Source organism: Kitasatospora sp. NPDC056800 (assembly GCF_042789775.1).
GTDB lineage: Bacteria > Actinomycetota > Actinomycetes > Streptomycetales > Streptomycetaceae > Kitasatospora.
Genome location: NZ_JBHUAL010000056.1, coordinates 3,471 through 21,455 on the forward strand (window position 1 = coordinate 3,471; position 17,985 = coordinate 21,455).

A 17,985-nucleotide genomic window follows, 5' to 3' on the forward strand; every position below is an offset into this window, starting at 1 on the left:
GGACGGTGGCTCTGCTCGTCCCTCAGCTGATCGCGGAGCGGCTCGCCTCCGACACCGATCTCGCCATGTCCGTCACGCCACTCGACACCGAGGAGGGGGACGGTGGCTCTGCTCGTCCCTCAGCTGATCGCGGAGCGGCTCGCCTCCGACACCGATCTCGCCATGTCCGTCACGCCACTCGACACCGAGGAGACGGGGCTGCCGCTCGACGCACTGCTCGTGCAACTGAGCTGTCCGACAGATCGTCAGCAGCAGCGGACGCCCGGCTGAGATCAGCGCACAGGCGGCGAAAGCGGCCCTGGCCGTCGACCGACAGGGGCGGCGAGATGCCGACCGTGAACTCCACGGATATCCAAGGGTCCGATGACCAGCTTTCACGCTGCCGATACCCGTCCCATTTCGCTAACTCGACATCTTGGGCGACCGCCGCCAACTGCCACCGGGGCTGGTGGATGATAGTGCAACTTCGTTCTGACTAAGAGATTTTGACGGTTTGCCACTCCAAAGAGTGAGGACTGTCGGTGGTGGCTGCTTCGATGCGAACTGTCCGAGAGATTCCTACCCAAGGAGGGTTTTCATGGAAGCGTTGTACGAGCGGCTGGCCGAGGCGGCGAGCGGGCTGTCGGCGGACGGTGCGATCAGGGTCACGGCCCAGTACGAGCCGGTGGCCGGCGTGGGGGCGCCGGTGGCGCCGCCGACTGTGAAGGTCAAGCAGATGATCAAGGATCCTGCGACGGGTAAGGAGAAGGAGGGCGACGGGCCGGGGCAGTTGTTCGAGGACCGGTGGGTTGGTGGGAAGGAAGTCCAGGTGGTGCTGCTGGATCAGCGGCAGTCGCAGGCGAACCGCTGTGAGACCGCGCTGCTGGAGGCCGTCGACCTGGGGGATGCGGTGGTGCCGCACCTGGCGCTGCATGTGACCGCGGAAGGCCGTGCGCTTCGGATGACGAACCTGGACGCGCCGCACCGTTCCCGCGATGCCTACTTCCGGGACGCGCTGGACGAGTCCGGTGTGAAGTTCGACGAGACGGACACGGGCCGGGCGCTGCATGACACGGGGACGGGGGACGTACGGGCCTTCCTGGAGTCGGCGCCGTCGGACCTGGTGTTCGGCCTGTGGGATTCGCACCGCAAGCGGCGGGTGCAGTTGAAGGTGCCGCGCACCTACACCTCGGAGATGGTGGGTCTGGATCCGCTGCGTGGGGTGCGGGCGGCGGGGCGTTTCGACAAGTGGAACTTCCCCGGCGACCAGGTGGAGCTGACCGCCGACGGCTGGAGGCCGGTCGAGGGCACGGGGAAGAAGGGCAAAGGGAAGGCGCTCAAGGCGTCGGCGGTCGGGCACGGCATGATCCCGCCGGTCGAGGGCATGGGCGGGGTGACGGTGCGCGCGATCGAGCGGAACGCGACGCTGGCCATGGCGGGCCTGAGGGCGCTGCGCTTCGGTGACGCGCCGAAGGAGTACGTGCGGGCGGGAAGGGCCCTGCTGGCGGCGCTGGCGCTGCTGGGGGACCGGCTGGCGTTCGCGGCGCCGGCGGTGCGGCTGCGCTCGGGCTGCGACCTGCTGCTGGTGTCGGAGCGGATCGAGTGGGTCGGCCGCGGGCGTGAGGGCGTGGCGGTGACGGAGCCGCTGGAGCTGGACACCGCGGGGCAGGCCCTGGAGCTGTTCGAGTTCGCGCGCATCCGGGCCGAGGAGGCGGGCCTCAAGTGGTCGAAGGAGCCGGTGCGGCTGCGGCCGAACACGCAGGTGCAGCAGGCGATCGAGCGCTCCTTCCGTCTGGAGGGCATCGGCGAGGCGGAAGGCGAGTAGAACGTCATGCCCTTCCACATCTCGGTGGAGCTGCTGGAGCCGCTCTACCAGGCAACCGCCATGGACGGCGAGCGCGCGGAGTGGCCGCCCCACCCGGCCCGCCTGTTCTGCGCGCTGGTCGCACACGCCGACCTCAAGGACACCGCGCACCGGATGGCGCTGACCTGGCTGGAGGCGCAGGAACCGCCCGTGGTCACGGTACCGGCCAGGCCGATGGAGGCGGAGCACCCGCGCGCGGCGTGGGTGGTGACCAACATCGTGGACCCGGCGAAGGTGACTCACGGCCTGTTGCCGGGACGCACCGCCGGCGGCGTCCCCCGGGCGTGGGCGCAGAAGACGCTGTCCGGCACGCGGGTGGTGTTCAGCTGGGCCGCCGAACCCGGGGACGAACTCGCCCCGGCACTGAAGGAACTCGCCTTGCGGGTGCCGTACTTCGGGCGCTCGACCGGCGCCGGGCTGCTGGACGCCTGGTGCGGCCCCGACGAGGCCCACGACGAGTGGCGGCGGCGCTGGAGGCCTGCCGCGAACGGGGAGTACCCGAAGGGATCGCGGCCGATTCGGATCCCCTACCGCGGCTATCTGGCGTGGCTGGAGGAGGCGTTCGAGGAGCAGCGGCCGTCGTGGAGCCAGGCGGTCACCCACCACTACCTCGACCCCGACCACACCGACCGGGACGAGGCTGCGGTGGCTGAGGGGCCGTTCGGTGACCTGCTGACGTTCTCGTTCGCCCCGGGCGTGGCGCTGGACCCGCGGTGGACGCTGGAGCTGACCGGCCGGCTGCGGGGGGCGGTGATGAGCACCCTGGAGGCGATGGGCCACGACGTCCCGGCGATGACCACGGTCCACGGCCACAAAAACAGCCCCGATGACCCGCGGCCGGTGGCCTACTTCGCGCTTCCGTTCGCCGGCCACCGCCACGCCGACGGTCGGCTGCTCGGCCTGGGCATCGCCCTGCCCCGCGAGATGCCGAAACACGACCGCAAGGCTCTGCTCGACGCGCTGCTCCACCACGACGGAGGGCTGTGCCAAATCCGGTTGGCGGACGGGGAACCGCTGGATCTGGAGCGGGTCAGTCCCGCCGACCAGGACTCGTGGCCGCTGACCGTCCAGCCATGGGCCTGGCAGGGGCCGTCGGCGGTGTGGACCACGGTGCTGCCGATGGTCCTCGACCGCTTCCCCAAGAAGAACGAGGAAGCCGCATGGGCGGACTCGATCGCGGCCAGCTGCATCGCGGCCGGGCTTCCCAAACCCGCGCGGATGCGGGTGAGCCCGCGCGCTGGCCTCGCCCCCGGAGTGCGAAACACGGACGGGTTCCAGCTCCGTCGAAAGGACAGGGAGCGGCCGCTGCCGAGCTGCCACGTGCGCCTGACCTTCCCAGTGCCGGTGTCGGGGCCGGTGGTGCTGGGCAGCAAGAAGAACTTCGGCCTGGGCCTGTGCCGCCCGGAGCCCGACTTCCAGGAGGACGACCAGTGACGGGAACCGAGTGGCTGCCGGTGATCGATGCGGGCGAGTTCCCCGCTTTCTTCCGCGAGGTCCACCACCACACCCACTGCCCCGACGGCGCCACGACCGCGACCTGCGACGGCTGCGAGGGCTGGGAGCCGTTCCCGTGGCAGAACGCCTACCTGGCCGCTGTGGCGGCCGGCGCGGACTGGCCTGACCTCGACGTCCCCACCGCGCTGGGCAAGACGACGTTCATCGATATCTGGCTCTTCCTCCTCGCCCGGCAGCACAGCTCCCACCAGCGCCAGGAACTGGGCCGCGGGCAGCGGACGGTGCCGCTGCGGCTGTTCTTCTGCGTCGACCGGCGCTTGGTGGTCGACCAGGCCCACCAGCACTCCGTCGAGCTGGCCGAGGCGCTCGCCGGGGCGCCGGCCGGTTCGGTGCGGGCGAAGGTCGCCGCCGCGCTGCGCGATCTCGGCGGCGGGGAGTTGCCGCTGGAGGTGGTGCGGATGCGCGGCGGCACCCGGTGGGAGTCGAACTGGGTGCGTAGCCCGGCTCAACCGTTGGTGGTGACGGCGACGGTGGATCAGTACGGCAGCCGTCTGCTGTTCCGTGGCTACCACACCTCCCCGCAGCGGGCTCCGATCGACGCTGCTCTGACCGGGCACGACGCCCTCCTCGCTCTGGATGAGGCCCATCTGTCGAAGGCTCTGCTGGCGACCGCCGCCGAGACCGCGCTCTACCAGCAGACGGCGGTGCGAGGGGAGTTGGCGGCGCGGGCGCTTCGGGTGGTGAGCCTGTCAGCGACCAGCGCCACCGGCGGCCGTCCCCGCCTGGGCATCAGTCAAGAGGACCGCGACCACCCGATCGCCGGGCGGCGGATCGCGGCCGAGCGCCATGTGACGCTGCTGGACGCCGGCGCCTGGTCGAAGAAGCCCGCGGAGGCGTTCGCCCTGGCGGCCGAGACCGGCCTGGCCGCCGTCCTGCCCGTCCTGCGGCTGCCCGCGGTCGCGGTGATCGCCAACACCATCGCCCACGCCCGCGCCGCCCACGAAGTGCTGGCTCGGCGCACCGACGTGGACGTGCTGCTGCTGACCGGCCGCTGCCGGCCCGCGGAGCGCGACCTGCTTGTCACCGGCCCGCTGGCTGAACTCCTCGACGGTGTCAGCCGGGACCGTGAACGCCCCCTCGTCGTGGTCAGTACCCAGACCCTCGAAGTGGGGATCGACTGCACCTTCGGGGCGATGGTCAGCGAATGCGGCGACTGGGCATCTGCCCTGCAGCGACTCGGGCGCCTCGACCGCCGCGGGGAACTCGGCCCCGTGCCCGCGATCCTCGTCCGCACCCACAACCCTGATGACCCGGCCCGCATCCCCGTCTACGGCCCGGCCGCCGCCAGCACCTGGCAGTGGCTCGCCGGGAAGGCCTCCACCCACGACAGCCAGGAGCCCGCCGAGCTGACCCCCCGCCTCCTGGACGGCCTGGTCCTCAACCCCGCCACCCTGCCCCGTCTGCTGGACGGCACCGACACCACCCCGCTCACCCGCGCCCGCGAACACATCCCCCCGGTTGAGCAGGTACGCCTGGGCGCCTTCGCCCGCACCAGCCCCATCCCCGTCCCCGACGAATCCCCCGCCCCTTTCCTCCACGGCCTCGACACCGGCCAGCCCGAAGTCCAACTCCTGTGGCGCGCCGACCTCCCCACCGACACCACCGACCCCGAGACCCTCGCCGAACACATCCGCACCACCCCCGTCCACACCGCCGAAACCCTCTCCCTGCCCCTCGCCGCGGTACGCCGCTTCCTCACCCAACCCCGCGCAACCCCCGACACCAGCGACCTCGAAGGCCCCGACGCCGACACCACCCCCGAACCCCGAAACCCACCCACCCGCCTGCGCACCACCGTCCTCCAACGCGAGACCGACGGCACCTGGACCACCCCACGCCTCATCCAAGACCTGAAGCCCGGCGCCACCCTCGTCCTGCCCACCACCGCCGGCGGCCACGACGCCTACGGCTGGACCGCCGACCCCGACACCCCCGTCCCCGACCTCGGCGACCACCCCACCGACAACACCCGCACCCCGCTACGCCTCGACCCGACCGTCCTGGCCAGCACCACCGGCAGCGACCCCGAGCAGTTCACCCCGATCATCAAGCAGGCCCACACCGACCTCACCACAGACCCCGACGACCCGGACGCCTTGAGCACAACCGAGGCGGTCCACGCCGCGATCACCCGGCTGCTCGACGCCCTGCCCACCGACGCCGCACACGACAGCCCCTCCCGGCACACCCCGGTACTGCGCCGGCGCCTGGAGACCCTGCTGGAGGTCCCCGACTGGCGCACCGCACGGGAGGCCAAGGAAGGGGTGGTGCTGATCGACCACGGTGGTCCGGGCCGGATCGTCCTCGTCCCACCCCGGCTCGCCGACGCCGGCCGCTACCGGGTCACCGTGGACGACGAGGACCCGGACGGCAGCAGCCTCACCCGCACCGTCACCCTCAAGCACCACCACCAGCAGGTGGGCGAACGCGCCCGCGTCTTCGCCGAGGCCGTCGGGCTGCCCGCGGACCTGGTCGAAGCCGTCGTGCTGGCAGCCCGGGCCCACGACTGCGGAAAACACCACCCGCGGTTCCAGTGCATGCTCTGCTCCGGTGACCGCCTGCTCGCCGAATCCCTGCCCGAACCCCTCGCCAAGTCCGGCATGGACCCCGCCGACCGCACCGCCCGCCGACGCGCCGCCCGCCTGGCCAACTGGTCCAAAGACCTGCGCCACGAAGCCCTCAGCGCCGCCGCCGTCCACACATGGCTCGCCACCGACCCCACCACCGCCCGAGGCCTCGACCACGACCTCGTCACCCACCTCGTCGCCGCCCACCACGGCTACGCCCGCCCGATGCTGCCCGCGTTCGCCGACCCCGAGCCGGTCCTCGTCGAGTGCACCATGCCCGACGACACCACCGTCACCGTTTCCAGCACGGTGATCGGCACCGACTGGATGGGCCCACGCCGATTCCGCGCCCTCAACCGGCGCTACGGCTTCTGGGGACTGGCTCTCCTCGAAACGGTCCTGCGCCTCGCCGACATCGCCTGCTCCGAAGAAGGCAGCTGACCATGCACCAGCTCGAACTCCCCGCCCTGCGCTCCGACGACCCGCTCGGCTTCCTCGCCGCCCTCGGGGTTCTCGAACTCACCACCGCCGCCCTGCCCACCGAGCCGTACCTCCACTGGAAGGGCCCGGCCGGCGCAGCCGTCCTCACCACCGACCAACCCCTCACCCTCGACACCCTCACCAAGCTCCTCACCAGCCACCTCCCGCCCACACCCACCCGCACCGCCGGGAAGCTTGCGGACGCAGCCGAGACGGAGGACGGGGAAGGCGAGGACACCGACACAGCCGACACCGAGGGGGAAGTCTGGGACTCCTTCCCGCACGTCCCCGGACTCCTGACCCGACCACGCGAGGACCCCACCGCCCCCAACGAAGCCCTGCGCATGCGCGTCGACACCGCGCACCAGGCGCTTCGCGAACTCGCCCAGTCCGAACGCGAGACGGGCGACCGCCGCGCCCGCTGGTTCGCCTCCCTGACCAACGTCATGTGCTTCGAAGACACCAAACCCAAGACCGGCAAGAACGACCCGCAGACCACGGAAGAACCGGGCTCCGCCACGGTGCGCCGCACCCCCGTCACCCCGCTGATCGCCGCCGCCGGCCAGATGACCATCACCGGCCTGATGCAGAAAGCCGTCCTCGGCTGCCACAAGGACCCGAGGCAGATCCGCTCGGCCCTGGACGGCTGGCGCCGCATCTCCGACTACGCCTCCGCGAACTTCGACCACCGCTCCCTCGGCGACGCCCACACCAACTCCGAAGGCAAGCCCTACCAACGCGGAGCCCCCGGCCCCACCTGGCTCGCCCTCCACGCCCTCGCCACCTTCCGCCTCACCGCCAGCGGCCGCATCCAAGCCGCCACCAGTTGGGACACCACCGACAACCGCGGCGCCCTACGCTGGCCCGCCTGGACACCACCACTCACCACCACCGACGTGACCGTCCTCCTCGAACACCCCGCCGTCCGTGCCACCGAACCCGGCACCACCCGCAACGCCGGCATGCTGACCAACCTCGGCGTCAGCGCCCTCTACACCGCACCCCGAACCGGCCTCAAACAATCCAACGGCCCCCTCGCCGCCAGCCGCCACCTCTGGCCCTGAACCCAACCCCCGGCCACCCCTTTAATGCCCGCACCTTGACAACCCCACAGCGCCAACACCGAGAAAACCGTCCCGGCCGGACACGACTTCGGAACCACAAGCACACACGAGAACACCCCATCGCGCCGAAGCGAGAAGTCCGAATCACCCCAAATGGCACCCACGTATGCACTGCAGCCAACCCGCCGAACCACCAGACCAGCAGCTCAACCGCCGTCGCTCCGCACCATCCCGGTGCGGCACCATCGCAGCGACGTGATCGTGGTGACCACCGCCATCACCGGCCTCGTCGCTCCGCACCATCCCGGTGCGGCACCATCGCAGCACCGTCAGCAGACGGTTCACCAGGCGGACCCCCGGGCGTCGCTCCGCACCATCCCGGTGCGGCACCATCGCAGCTCTACTGCTCTGCGTTTCAGGGAAGCCAGGACGAGAGTCGCTCCGCACCATCCCGGTGCGGCACCATCGCAGCTCCGTCGGGTGGTGAGGGGTGGCCGGGTGGCGCTCGTCGCTCCGCACCATCCCGGTGCGGCACCATCGCAGCTCTACTGCTCTGCGTTTCAGGGAAGCCAGGACGAGAGTCGCTCCGCACCATCCCGGTGCGGCACCATCGCAGCCCCGACGACACCCCCGTGTGCGGTAACTGTGTGAAGTCGCTCCGCACCATCCCGGTGCGGCACCATCGCAGCCTGAGCGCCCGCTTCGTGCCGCGTCGGACCCTCCGTGTCGCTCCGCACCATCCCGGTGCGGCACCATCGCAGCACGGTGGCGGCGGCCGGGGCGCGGTGCGACGACAGCGTCGCTCCGCACCATCTGGGTGCGGCACCATCGCAGCAGCCAGATCTTGACGGCTGCGCCCGCGCGGGGCACCCATCGCTCCGCACCATCTGGATGCGGCACCATCACAGCTTCGCCGAGGGCGGCGGCTCCATCAAGGCAGTCTGGTTCCTCCACACCTCGTCGGTGCGGCACCATCGCACTCCAGGATCGTCCCGGACGTCTCCACGTGCCGGGTCGCTCCGCACCGTCCCGGTGCGGCACCATCGCAGCTCGTTGGTCCAGCGCAGGACATCCCACTGCCGGCTGGTCGCTCCGCACCATCCCGGTGCGGCACCATCGCAGCTCGCCGCGGATCGCGGAGCCGCCCTGCTGCGCAGTCGCTCCGCACCATCCCGGTGCGGCACCATCGCAGCTGTCTGATGGACGAGTGCCATCACTGGGTTGGATCGAGTCGCTCCGCACCATCCCGGTGCGGCACCATCGCAGCGGCGGTGGCGCTCAAGGTGGTCTCCGATTCTCCGTGGGTCGCTCCGCACCATCCCGATGCGGCACCATCGCAGCGGGATCAGGTGCGGCTGAACCGGAATCGTCCCCTGATCGCTCCGCACCATCCCAGTGCGGCACCATCGCAGCTGCCCCGACACTGGCTTCGGAGACCCGCGCAAGTCGGAGGTCGCTCCGCACCGTTCCGGTGCGGCACCATCGCAGCCCTCCGACGTAGAGGCTTCCCGGCCCCGTATGCTCGTCGCTCCGCACCATCGCGGCAAGGGCGACCTTGACGGCCTCGTCACTGCTGGCCGCGAGTCGCTCCGCACCACCTTGGTGCGGCACCATCGCAGCACGATGCTGGCGGCTGCCGTCAGCGGGGTGAAGGGTCGCTCCGCACCATCCCGGTGCGGCACCATCGCAGCATCATGTCGGTGACGTTGCAGAAGCGGCTGAACCGGGATCGCTACGCACCACCCCGGTGCGGCACCGTCGCAGCATCCAGTGCTGGAACCCGCGGACCGCCAGGACCGCATCGTTCCTCTGCACCTCACCAGTGCGGCTTCACCGCAGCCACAGAACGATGTCGGCGGGCCGGCCCGCCGTAAGCGGACCTCCGCACCATTTCGGTGCGGCACCATCGCAGCGCCCACCCCACGAGTCCGCTGCTCTGGACGCGCTCGTCGCTCTGCACCTTCCCGGTGCGGCACCATCACAGCAGCACGGGCGTGGTGAACATCGACATCCCGGCCGTCGTGGCTCCGCGCCGTGTCGGTGCGGCACCATCACAGCTACCGGGCAGTGGGCGTGCACGGGTACCCGAAGACGGATTCCTCCGCACTTCACCAGTGCGGCACCATCGCAGCATGTCCCACCGGTACATGTCCCGACGGTCCAGCGGGGTCGCTCCGCATCTACCCGGTGCGGCACCATCACAGCGACACAGTCGAGGAAGCCCTCGCCGTGGCCCGCGAGTTGCTCCGCGCTGCCCTCCTGCGGCGCCATCGCAGCATGTCCGCGCAGGCCGCGCACGCGTCCGGGTCTTGGTCGCTCCGTACCTCCCTGCTGCGACACCATTGCAGCCGGCAGTTCGTCACCACGATCCCTCCGCCCGAGCCGGAGGCCCTCCACACCTGACCAGTGCGGCACCATCGCAGCGCCTCGCCACCGGTTTCGTCTTCCGCTCAGACGCGCCAGTCGCTCCGCACCATCCCGGTGCGGCACCATCGCAGTGTCTCGACCACTCAGATGGCCGGCCGTCAGTACGGGCATCGCTTCGCACCGTCCCGGTGCGGCACCATCGCAGCGAGGGCACCGCCGCTACCGAGGGCGTGCCGACGCCCGGTCGCTCCGCACCATCCCGGTGCGGCACCATCGCAGGGCTCCCCCTCGCACCGGAAAGTCCGCCCTTTTGGGGCTGGCGTCACTCCGCACGACCCCGGTTCGGCACCATCGCAGGGCCGACTGCTCCATGGTGATGGACACCAGCGGGGCTCGTCGCTCCGCACCATCCCGGTGCGGCACCTTCCTCTGCCCATGGGCCGGCTCCGCTGCACCGGGACTCACCGGCCAGCGCTCCGCGGACTCCATGCTCGTGGTCGTCGGGTCGGTCCCCCTCGCGCCGTCTAGGCAATGGTCACCGTCTGTAGACGGTTGCGAGCCACGGACTGGCCTGATCCGAGCTCACGGAGGCGTCCGGAAGGTCCCGGGCGACGCCTCCGACGCGAGGTCACGAAATCGTCTGACGTCTTGACAGATTCGAGGACGGCCGCCCAACTGCCTGAAAAGATGGCTGGATTGCGTCATGGGGTGTCGAAAAACCGTTGGTCACGATTTGATATCGGTCACTGTGGGTAGTCAATTTCAGGGTCGGGAACGCCGCCAAGAGGGGGCCCCACCCCCCGGATTCGACCGGTTCGGAGCCACTCGGTCCCCATCTGGCCCCCCAAGCGCATACGAACGAACGCTCATGGAATCTGACGCCATGTCACGCAAAAGGCCGCTGACCTGGGCGTTAACCCGGCCAACGGCCTTTCCGACTCACGTCGGGACGACAGGATTTGAACCTGCGACCCCTTGACCCCCAGTCAAGTGCGCTACCAAGCTGCGCCACGTCCCGTGGTCTCGGTGCCTGCAGCGGGGCCTGGGGGGCTCTGCTGTGGGCTTCTCGACCTTGTCTCCGGTTGTCCCGGCGACGTGGAAAACAATACAGCACGTCGGGGGGTGCTCGCTGCCAGGTTCGGGGGGTGGGGTGGGTCAGGGGGTGGGGTGGCGGGCGTCGTAGGTGAGGAAGGCGGGGCGGCGGGCGGCGAGGAGGAGGACGGCGGCGACGCAGGCGAGGCCGCCGGTGATCACGGAGGTGGCGGGGTTGGTGAGGGCAGCGACGGTGCCGGACTCGAAGTCGCCGAGGCGGGGGCCGCCGGCGACGACCACGATGAAGATCCCCTGGAGGCGGCCGCGCATCTCGTCCGGGGCCGCGACCTGCATCATCGTGTTGCGGAAGATCATGCTGACGGTGTCGGCGCAGCCCGCGACCGCGAGCAGCAGGAGGCCGAGCCAGAGGTTGTGGAGGGCGCCGAAGGCCGCGATGGCCAGGCCCCAGGCGGCGACGGCGGCGAGGACGGCGACGCCCTGGCGGTGGACGCGGCCGACCCAGCCGGAGAAGAGCGCGCCGATCAGGGCGCCGACGGCCGGGGCGGAGACCAGCAGGCCGACGGTGCCGGCGTCGCCGCCGTAGAAGGTGACCGCGATGGCCGGGAAGAGGGCGCGCGGCATGCCGAAGACCATCGCGGCCAGGTCGGCGAGGAAGCTGGTGCGCAGGTTGGGCTGCTCGCGCAGGAAGCGGAGGCCGTCGAGGACGGAGGCGCGGCCCTTGCGCTCGCCGAGCGGCCGCATGGCGGGCAGGCGCCACATCGCGTAGAGGGTGCCGGTGAAGGCGACGGTGTCGACCAGGTAGGCGGCCTGGGATCCGTAGGCGCCGATGAGGACGCCGCCGAGCATCGGGCCGACGGTGAGGCCGAGGTTCATGCTGACGGTGTTCAGGGCGTTCGCCGCCGGGAGCTGGTGGCTGGGCACCAGGCGGGGGATCATCGCGGAGCGGGCGGGCGAGCTGATCGCGAAGAAGCCGGCCTGGACGGCGACGGCGGCGTACAGGACGGCGACCAGGCCGAGGCCGGCCAGCGCCTGCGCGGCCAGGGCGGCGGAGACGACCGCCAGACCGGCCGAGCCGAGCAGGCCCAGCCGGCGCCGGTCGACGGTGTCGGCGATCGCGCCGCCGTAGAGGCCGAAGGCGACCAGTGGGACGAGGGAGAAGATGCCGACCAGGCCGGTCGCGAAGGCGGAGCCGGTCAGGTCGTAGACCTGGACGGAGACGGCGACGGCCGTCATCTGCTGGCCTATGGAGGAGACGGCCTGCCCGGCCCAGACCCGGCGGTAGTCGGGGTGGTCGCGCAGCGGGCTGAGGTCGGCGAAGGCCCGCCGGTACCAGGGTGAGCCGGCGGCTACCTCCGGCCCGGGTCCGTCCCCTGCCCCGGGTCCGTCCCCTGCCCCGGGTCCGTCCCCCGGTCCGGGTTCCGGTTCGGGTTCGGGATCGGCGGCGGAGGATGCGGGGGACGGGCCGGGCGCGGGGGACGGCGTGGAATGTTGATTGTTCGACATAGTCCCTCATGCTCCGCTCCGCCCCCGGACGGCCCCGCACCGGGGCCGCCCCAGCGAAAGCCCGCCCCCGCCCGCGACGCCCCGGCCCCACCCGCGAGGCCCCCGCTACCGGCTCAGCACCTGCCTCTCCCCCGCCTCCACCGCGAAGTCCAGCCGGTTGCCCGGCGGCGGGAACGGGCAGATGAAGTGGTCCGAGAAGGCGCACGGCGGCAGGTAGGCCCGGTTGAGGTCGAGGACTGTACGACCCTCGGCGTCGGGCGCGGGCAGGGTGATGAAGCGGAAGCGGTAGGTGTCGATGCCGCTGGTCGTGTCCGCGATCACGCCGCTGAGCCGATCGCCCGACCGGCTGACGGTCAGGGTGCGGTGCTCGCCCGCCACCGTGAAGGCGATCTGCCCGGAGACGGCCAGCGGGCGCTCCCGGCCGTCGGCGTTCGGCACGATGACCGACCGCGCGTCGTCGTCCTCGAACGGGGTGAAGACGGCGGGCACGGCCCACTCGGGCGCGTACGGGAAGGCGGAGATGCCCGCGAACGCCGTCCGACGGGGTGCGGCCGGGTCGAAGACCCGCAGGGCCAGCTCGCCCTCGCGCTCGATCGGGACGAGCAGCAGGTCTCCCAGGACGGCGGTGTCGGCCGCCGGGTCGCTGTCCGGGCGCAGCAGCGCCTCGCCGTCCACCGGTGCGTCGGCGCCGTCGACCGTGATGCCGTCGGACGCCGCCGCCCGGACCCGGACGCCCTCGGCGTCGGACCACCAGCGCCCGGGCAGGCCGGGGATCTCGGCGGGCTCGGGCTCCAGCCAGTGCGTGCCGGTGAGTGCGAGCTGGCCGTGCTGCGCGCTCACCGACGCCGCCCGGCCGTCACTCCAGTGCTTCCAGTCCTCCGCGGCCGTCTCCGTCATCGGTCCACCCTCCCGGTCGGTCCGTGGACGGCCCGCTGTTCGGGCCGCCCGTCCTGCGTCATCCACAACACCATCCGCGCAGACGGATCATTCCCGTCGGCCCGATGTCGCCGAAACCGCAACACGGCGGCAACGCGCCGACACCGGGCACAACACGGGGCACCACTCCGGCCACACACCTACCCCTCGCGGCGCTTCAGCGGACGGAACAGCCCCTCCTGCACCACGGACACCACCAGCCGGCCGTGCCGGTCGAAGATCTGCCCGCGGGCCAGGCCGCGCGCGCCGTGCGCGATCGGGGACTCCTGCTGGTACAGCAGCCAGTCGTCCGCCCGGAACGGCTGGTGGAACCACATCGCGTGGTCGAGCGAGGCCATGTCGAAGCTCCGCTCGCCCCACAGCGGCTCGACCGGGGCGCGGACGGCGTCCAGCAGCGTCATGTCGCTGGCGTAGGTGAGGGCGCAGACGTGGATCAGCGGGTCGTCCGGCAGCGGGCCGTTGGTGCGCAGCCAGACACCGCTGCGCGCCTCGACGCCCTCCAGCTCCTCCTTTGTCCAGCGCAGCCGGTCGACGTAGCGGATGTCGAAGGGCTGGCGGCGGCTGATGAACGGGGGCAGCTCGCCGAGCCGGGAGCCGACCTCGTCCAGGGCACTGGGCAGGTCCTCGGGGGCGGCGACGGGCGGCATCGGGTACTGGTGCTCGATGCCGGCCTCCTCGGGTCTGTGGAAGTCGGCGGTGAGGGCGAAGATCGACCGGCCGCCCTGGATGCCGAGCACCCGACGGGTGGTGAAGGACCGGCCGTCACGGATCCGGTCGACCTGGTAGACGATCGGCACGCCGGGGACCCCGGGGCGCAGGAAGTAGGCGTGCAGCGAGTGGACCGGGCGCTCGTCGTCCACCGTGCGCCCCGCCGCGACCAGCGCCTGCCCGGCGACCTGGCCGCCGAACGTCCGTTGCAGCGCCTCCTCCGGGCTGCGCCCACGGAAGATGTTGAGTTCGATCTGCTCGAGGTCGAGCAGATCGACAAGGTCGTCGACGGGGGTACCCATGGGCACGTTTCCTCTCCGGACTCCGAACAATTCTCCAGCTCAATCGAATCCTTTGGCGACCCGGGTCATTCCCGCGCAGCGGTCCGGAACGCCCAGTTCACTCGAACGAGTAGGCGAGCCGACGAGCAGGTGACGGACGGGACGGCCCGGGCGGCCAGGAGGCCCCCACCGGCCGCACGACCTCCGGCTACGCCCCCAGCCCCGACTCCCGCACCGTGATGTTGAGCCGCCCGAGCAGCCCCAGCGCCGGATCGGCCGTCCCCGCCAGCGTCCGCACCACCCCGTGGTACGCGAACCGGGCCGGGCCGCCGAACACCAGCAGGTCGCCGCTGCGCAGCTCCAGGTCCGTCCACGGCCGGGTCCTGGTCTCGGTGTTCCCCAGCCGGAAGACGCAGCCATCGCCCAGCGAGAGCGAGACCACCGGCGCGTCCGCCCGCTCGTCGCGGTCCTGGTGGAGGCCCATCTTCGCGCCGTGCGCGTAGTGGTTGACGATCGCGATGTCCGGCGCGTACGACGCCGCCCCCGCGACCTCCCCAAGCGCGGCCCCATACGCCTCGGCGACGGCCCTGCGCGCCAGGTCCCCGAGCAGCCGCGGGAACGGCTTGACGGGCGCGCCGTCCTCGGCGACCTCCCGGTAGCCGTACGGGTACCAGTGCAGGCCGAGGCTCACCATCCGGACGGACATCATCCCGCCGGTGGGCATCCGCACGGCGTGCAGACCGGCCGGCGGGCGGGCCCACTCCCGACAGGCGGCGACCAGGCGCCGCTGCGCGTCGAGGTCCAGCCAGCCGGGCAGCAGGACGGCGCCGGGGGCCGGCTCGGAGCGCTCGCGCGCGGCCGGGGACCCACCCGGATCACCGAACAGCTCGCCCTGGATCACCCCACCATCCTCCCGCACCGCGCCCGCCTGGGCCGACCCGCGCCCACTCGGGCCCAGCCCCGCGCCCAGCCCGGCCGCCGCCGACGGCGGGCGCACCCCCGCGCGACCCCGACTCCCGCCCGCGGGAACGCCGACGGCCGCTCCCCCGGCCGGCGGAGGAACCCGCGCGGCGGAGAAGCGGCCGTGAAAGCCGTGCACATCGGTACGCACATCCGTACGTCGACACACCGACAGCCGACGCACCGACAGATCAGCGCATGAACAGATCGGCACATCGGCACCCGGTCGGGCACCGGCACGGTGAGCCCCGGGCAGCCGACGCCGGCTGCGCACGGGGCCTCACGTGCTCGAGGAGGCCTCAGCTGGGCAGACCTCAGATGCTGAGGGTCTGGCCCGGGAAGATCAGGTCCGGGTTGCCACCGATGACCTTGGCGTTGTTCTGGTACAGGTCGTGCCAGTCCAGGCCCTGCGCGGCGGCGATGGAGCTCAGGGTGTCACCGGCCTTGACGGTGTAGTCGCCCTTGGCGGCCGGCTTGGCGTCGTTCGAGCGGTTCCAGGACTTGGCGCCCTGGTCGGCCTTCGGCGCGGACTTCTGGGCGTCGGCCTTCGGGGCGGCAGCCTTCGGCGCGGCGGCGTCGTTCTTCGGCGCGGCCTGAGCCTTCGGCGCGGCCTGGGCCTTGGGCGCGGCCTTCGGGGCCTCGGCCGGCTTGGCGGCGGGCTTCGGGGTCTGCGCCGGCTTGGCGGCGGTCGAGCCGGCGGCGGAGCCCGCCGAGGTGTCGACGGCGGCCGGGGCGCCGCCCTTGGTCAGGCCGGCCTTGACGGAGCAGACGGGCCAGGCGCCCGGGCCCTGCGAGGCGAGGACCTTCTCCGCGACGGCGATCTGCTGCGCCTTGGTGGCCTGGTTGGCCTGCGACGCGTAGGCGGTGCCACCGAACGCGGCCCAGGTGCTGGAGGTGAACTGCAAACCGCCGTAGAAACCGTTGCCGGTGTTGATGGCCCAGTTGCCGCCGCTCTCGCACTGGGCGACGGCGTCCCAGGTGGAGACGGAGGCGGCGGAGGCCGAGGTGGCCGTGACGAGGCCGGCCACCGGCAGGGCCGCGACAGCGGCGCCCGCCACGACAGCCATCCGAACGCGGTTGCGCTTGGTGGCGGTGGAGGTGGTGGCAGCGGCGGTCTCGTTACGGAAGGTCATGAGGTTCCTCTCGACAGCCCCGGGCGGGCATGCGGAACCAGACCCCGGGAAGGGCCGTGATCACTCGCTGCGTCCGTCGGGCGGCCGGGCACGTGTCGGACGTGCCGCTTGCCGCCCCGGCCACCCAGCCGCTCGCCGACGACGTGTTCGAGCGATCGCGTCGGCGGGCACCTGCCACGCCCGGCGGACCGGGGGGCTGTGCGTCGGGGGTGAACCCGGGTGGCGCTCGTTGCGCCGTCCAAGAAGCTACGAGCCGATCAACGGGGAATCCAAAACTTCGACGGTCTGCCCAGCTCAGCCAAGGGTTACCGGCGGTAACGACCATGCAATCATGCCCGAATTGTCCGCTTTAACCATCGATTCCTAGATCAAACATCCGGACTCCGTGACTCACCTCACTGTTTGATTCCGGCAGTCCCGGCACCGACATCGACAGATTGCGACCACGAGAACACGCGGTGCGGTCGGATCCGAGGCAATTCACGTCAGCCTCCAGGGGCACCCGTGACGCCTGACACAAGGGCCCGTTGGGCATGGCGACCTCTCCGTGTCCGCCCCAGCACCCCATCCACACCCATCCGAGGAGACCCTGTGCCGCGCATGCTCGACGTCAGCGACGAGGTCCGGTCCGAGATCGGCGACGACGAAGCCGACCGCCTGCTAGGTGGCGACCGCGCCCCCGACGGCTACGAGTGCACCTCCTGCCGGACCCCCGGCGACACGCACGTGGAGCCCACCAGCACCGTGCTGTTCGTCGGCGACGAGACCGCCGTCCTCGCCTTCGCGCACGCCCGCTGCATCCCCTCCCAGGTCGTCCCGGTCTCCGAGGAGCAGCTGGCGGGCGCCGTCCGCAGCATCAGCCAGACCCAGCCCGGCGGCCCGGACCTCGCCGTCCCCGCCGCCGTGCCGAGCGCCCCCGCGCCGACCCCGGCCGCGCCCGTCGGCCCGGCCCCGACCCAACCGGCCGCCCCCGGCCAGGCCGCCATCCTCGGCATCACCTGCGGGCTGGTCCTGCACGGCAAGGTCGGGCACGCCTCGCTGGTGGTCGAGCCGACCGGGCCGGTCGGCCGCCCCGGCAGCACCTCGGGCGAGGACGAGTTCCTCGACCTGCTCCAGGACGCCGGCTTCCAGCCCGTCACCGACCTGGACGAGACCCCGGACCAGCTGCCCGGCTGGTCCGTCCTGGTCGCGATGGGCAAGCTGCACGCGATCCTCCAGCCCGCCGCGGCCGGCGGCAGCACCGGCTGGTGGCAGGCGCACCAGCCGCTCCAGGTCACCGACGCCTGGCGGATGGCCGCGAGCCAGCTCTCCGAGGTGACGATGTACGCCGTGCCGGCCGGCATGGTCGGCCGGCAGCCCCGCGAGGACCTGCTGCGCCAGGCGCTGGAACGGGCGGTGGCGCTGGGCCAGGTGGTCGCCGCCTCCCTCCCGCTCGCCGGCACCTGATCCGGCTCCGCGCCCCAACCCGCCGGACGGCCGCCTCCCACCCCACGGCAGCCGTCCGGCGGGCGCACGCCCGCGACACCCAGCCGCGCGCCATGCCCGGGAACACCCCGCCACACCCGCCCGCGCCCT

At 71.9% G+C, this 17,985-nt stretch carries 11 protein-coding genes, 1 tRNA gene and 1 CRISPR repeat array; of the genes, 6 read left to right on the forward strand and 6 right to left on the reverse strand.

The genetic code is table 11. The annotated features are described in order from the left end of the window. Nucleotides 1-102: 102 nt before the first annotated feature. The 5 genes from ACFRQN_RS15295 (at nucleotide 103) to ACFRQN_RS15315 (ending at nucleotide 7,469) form a co-directional block, all read left to right on the forward strand. On the forward strand, nucleotides 103-270 hold the full coding sequence (locus ACFRQN_RS15295; protein ID WP_380740804.1) for a hypothetical protein: 168 nt from the start codon (nucleotides 103-105) through the stop codon (nucleotides 268-270). Nucleotides 271-577: 307 nt separating this feature from the next. Continuing rightward, nucleotides 578-1,804, forward strand: coding sequence for a type I-U CRISPR-associated RAMP protein Csb1/Cas7u (gene cas7u, locus ACFRQN_RS15300; protein ID WP_380740806.1), 1,227 nt, complete (start codon nucleotides 578-580; stop codon nucleotides 1,802-1,804). 6 nt (nucleotides 1,805-1,810) lie between these two features. Further along, entirely contained in the window at nucleotides 1,811-3,277 is a 1,467-nt protein-coding gene (csb2, locus tag ACFRQN_RS15305) for a type I-U CRISPR-associated protein Csb2 (protein WP_380740808.1), read from the forward strand. Further along, complete coding sequence (gene cas3u / locus ACFRQN_RS15310) at nucleotides 3,274-6,366, forward strand: type I-U CRISPR-associated helicase/endonuclease Cas3 (protein WP_380740810.1); 3,093 nt, start codon at nucleotides 3,274-3,276, stop codon at nucleotides 6,364-6,366. The genes csb2 and cas3u overlap by 4 nt, the downstream gene beginning before the upstream one ends. A gap of 2 nt (nucleotides 6,367-6,368) precedes the next feature. Then, the gene (locus ACFRQN_RS15315; protein ID WP_380740812.1) at nucleotides 6,369-7,469 is read left to right on the forward strand and encodes a hypothetical protein; all 1,101 of its coding nucleotides are present in this window, start codon (nucleotides 6,369-6,371) and stop codon (nucleotides 7,467-7,469) included. Nucleotides 7,470-7,684: 215 nt separating this feature from the next. Then, nucleotides 7,685-8,958: a CRISPR direct-repeat array (repeat unit 37 nt; unit sequence GTCGCTCCGCACCATCCCGGTGCGGCACCATCGCAGC). A gap of 1,822 nt (nucleotides 8,959-10,780) precedes the next feature. Here the strand turns inward: ACFRQN_RS15315 and ACFRQN_RS15320 are convergent. The 6 genes from ACFRQN_RS15320 to ACFRQN_RS15345 form a co-directional block, all read right to left on the reverse strand. After that, nucleotides 10,781-10,854 (reverse strand) — tRNA-Pro (locus ACFRQN_RS15320). A 137-nt stretch (nucleotides 10,855-10,991) separates the two neighbouring features. Beyond that, nucleotides 10,992-12,392, reverse strand: coding sequence for an MFS transporter (locus ACFRQN_RS15325; RefSeq protein ID WP_380740814.1), 1,401 nt, complete (start codon nucleotides 12,390-12,392; stop codon nucleotides 10,992-10,994). A 105-nt stretch (nucleotides 12,393-12,497) separates the two neighbouring features. Further along, a complete protein-coding gene (locus ACFRQN_RS15330) occupies nucleotides 12,498-13,289 on the reverse strand; it encodes a DUF1684 domain-containing protein (protein WP_380740816.1) in 792 nt (263 codons plus the stop codon). A gap of 179 nt (nucleotides 13,290-13,468) precedes the next feature. After that, nucleotides 13,469-14,338, reverse strand: coding sequence for an acyl-CoA thioesterase II (locus tag ACFRQN_RS15335; protein ID WP_117490115.1), 870 nt, complete (start codon nucleotides 14,336-14,338; stop codon nucleotides 13,469-13,471). A 187-nt stretch (nucleotides 14,339-14,525) separates the two neighbouring features. After that, a complete protein-coding gene (locus tag ACFRQN_RS15340) occupies nucleotides 14,526-15,215 on the reverse strand; it encodes an alpha-ketoglutarate-dependent dioxygenase AlkB family protein (protein ID WP_380740826.1) in 690 nt (229 codons plus the stop codon). A 376-nt stretch (nucleotides 15,216-15,591) separates the two neighbouring features. Beyond that, nucleotides 15,592-16,410 carry a transglycosylase family protein gene (locus ACFRQN_RS15345; protein WP_117490113.1) on the reverse strand — a complete coding sequence of 273 codons (819 nt, stop codon included), beginning with the start codon at nucleotides 16,408-16,410 and terminating at the stop codon, nucleotides 15,592-15,594. A gap of 591 nt (nucleotides 16,411-17,001) precedes the next feature. Between ACFRQN_RS15345 and ACFRQN_RS15350 the strand changes: the two genes are divergently transcribed. After that, complete coding sequence (locus tag ACFRQN_RS15350; RefSeq protein ID WP_380740818.1) at nucleotides 17,002-17,856, forward strand: hypothetical protein; 855 nt, start codon at nucleotides 17,002-17,004, stop codon at nucleotides 17,854-17,856. The last annotated feature ends 129 nt before the right edge of the window (nucleotides 17,857-17,985 follow it).

Bases quoted from the DNA above. Each gene is read 5' to 3' on its own strand.
- cas7u (WP_380740806.1), top strand. From the start codon at position 578: ATGGAAGCGTTGTACGAGCGGCTGGCCGAGGCGGCGAGCGGGCTGTCG.
- csb2 (WP_380740808.1), top strand. From the start codon at position 1,811: ATGCCCTTCCACATCTCGGTGGAGCTGCTGGAGCCGCTCTACCAGGCA.
- ACFRQN_RS15315 (WP_380740812.1), top strand. From the start codon at position 6,369: ATGCACCAGCTCGAACTCCCCGCCCTGCGCTCCGACGACCCGCTCGGC.
- ACFRQN_RS15325 (WP_380740814.1), bottom strand. From the start codon at position 12,392: ATGTCGAACAATCAACATTCCACGCCGTCCCCCGCGCCCGGCCCGTCC.
- ACFRQN_RS15330 (WP_380740816.1), bottom strand. From the start codon at position 13,289: ATGACGGAGACGGCCGCGGAGGACTGGAAGCACTGGAGTGACGGCCGG.
- ACFRQN_RS15335 (WP_117490115.1), bottom strand. From the start codon at position 14,338: ATGGGTACCCCCGTCGACGACCTTGTCGATCTGCTCGACCTCGAGCAG.
- ACFRQN_RS15345 (WP_117490113.1), bottom strand. From the start codon at position 16,410: ATGACCTTCCGTAACGAGACCGCCGCTGCCACCACCTCCACCGCCACC.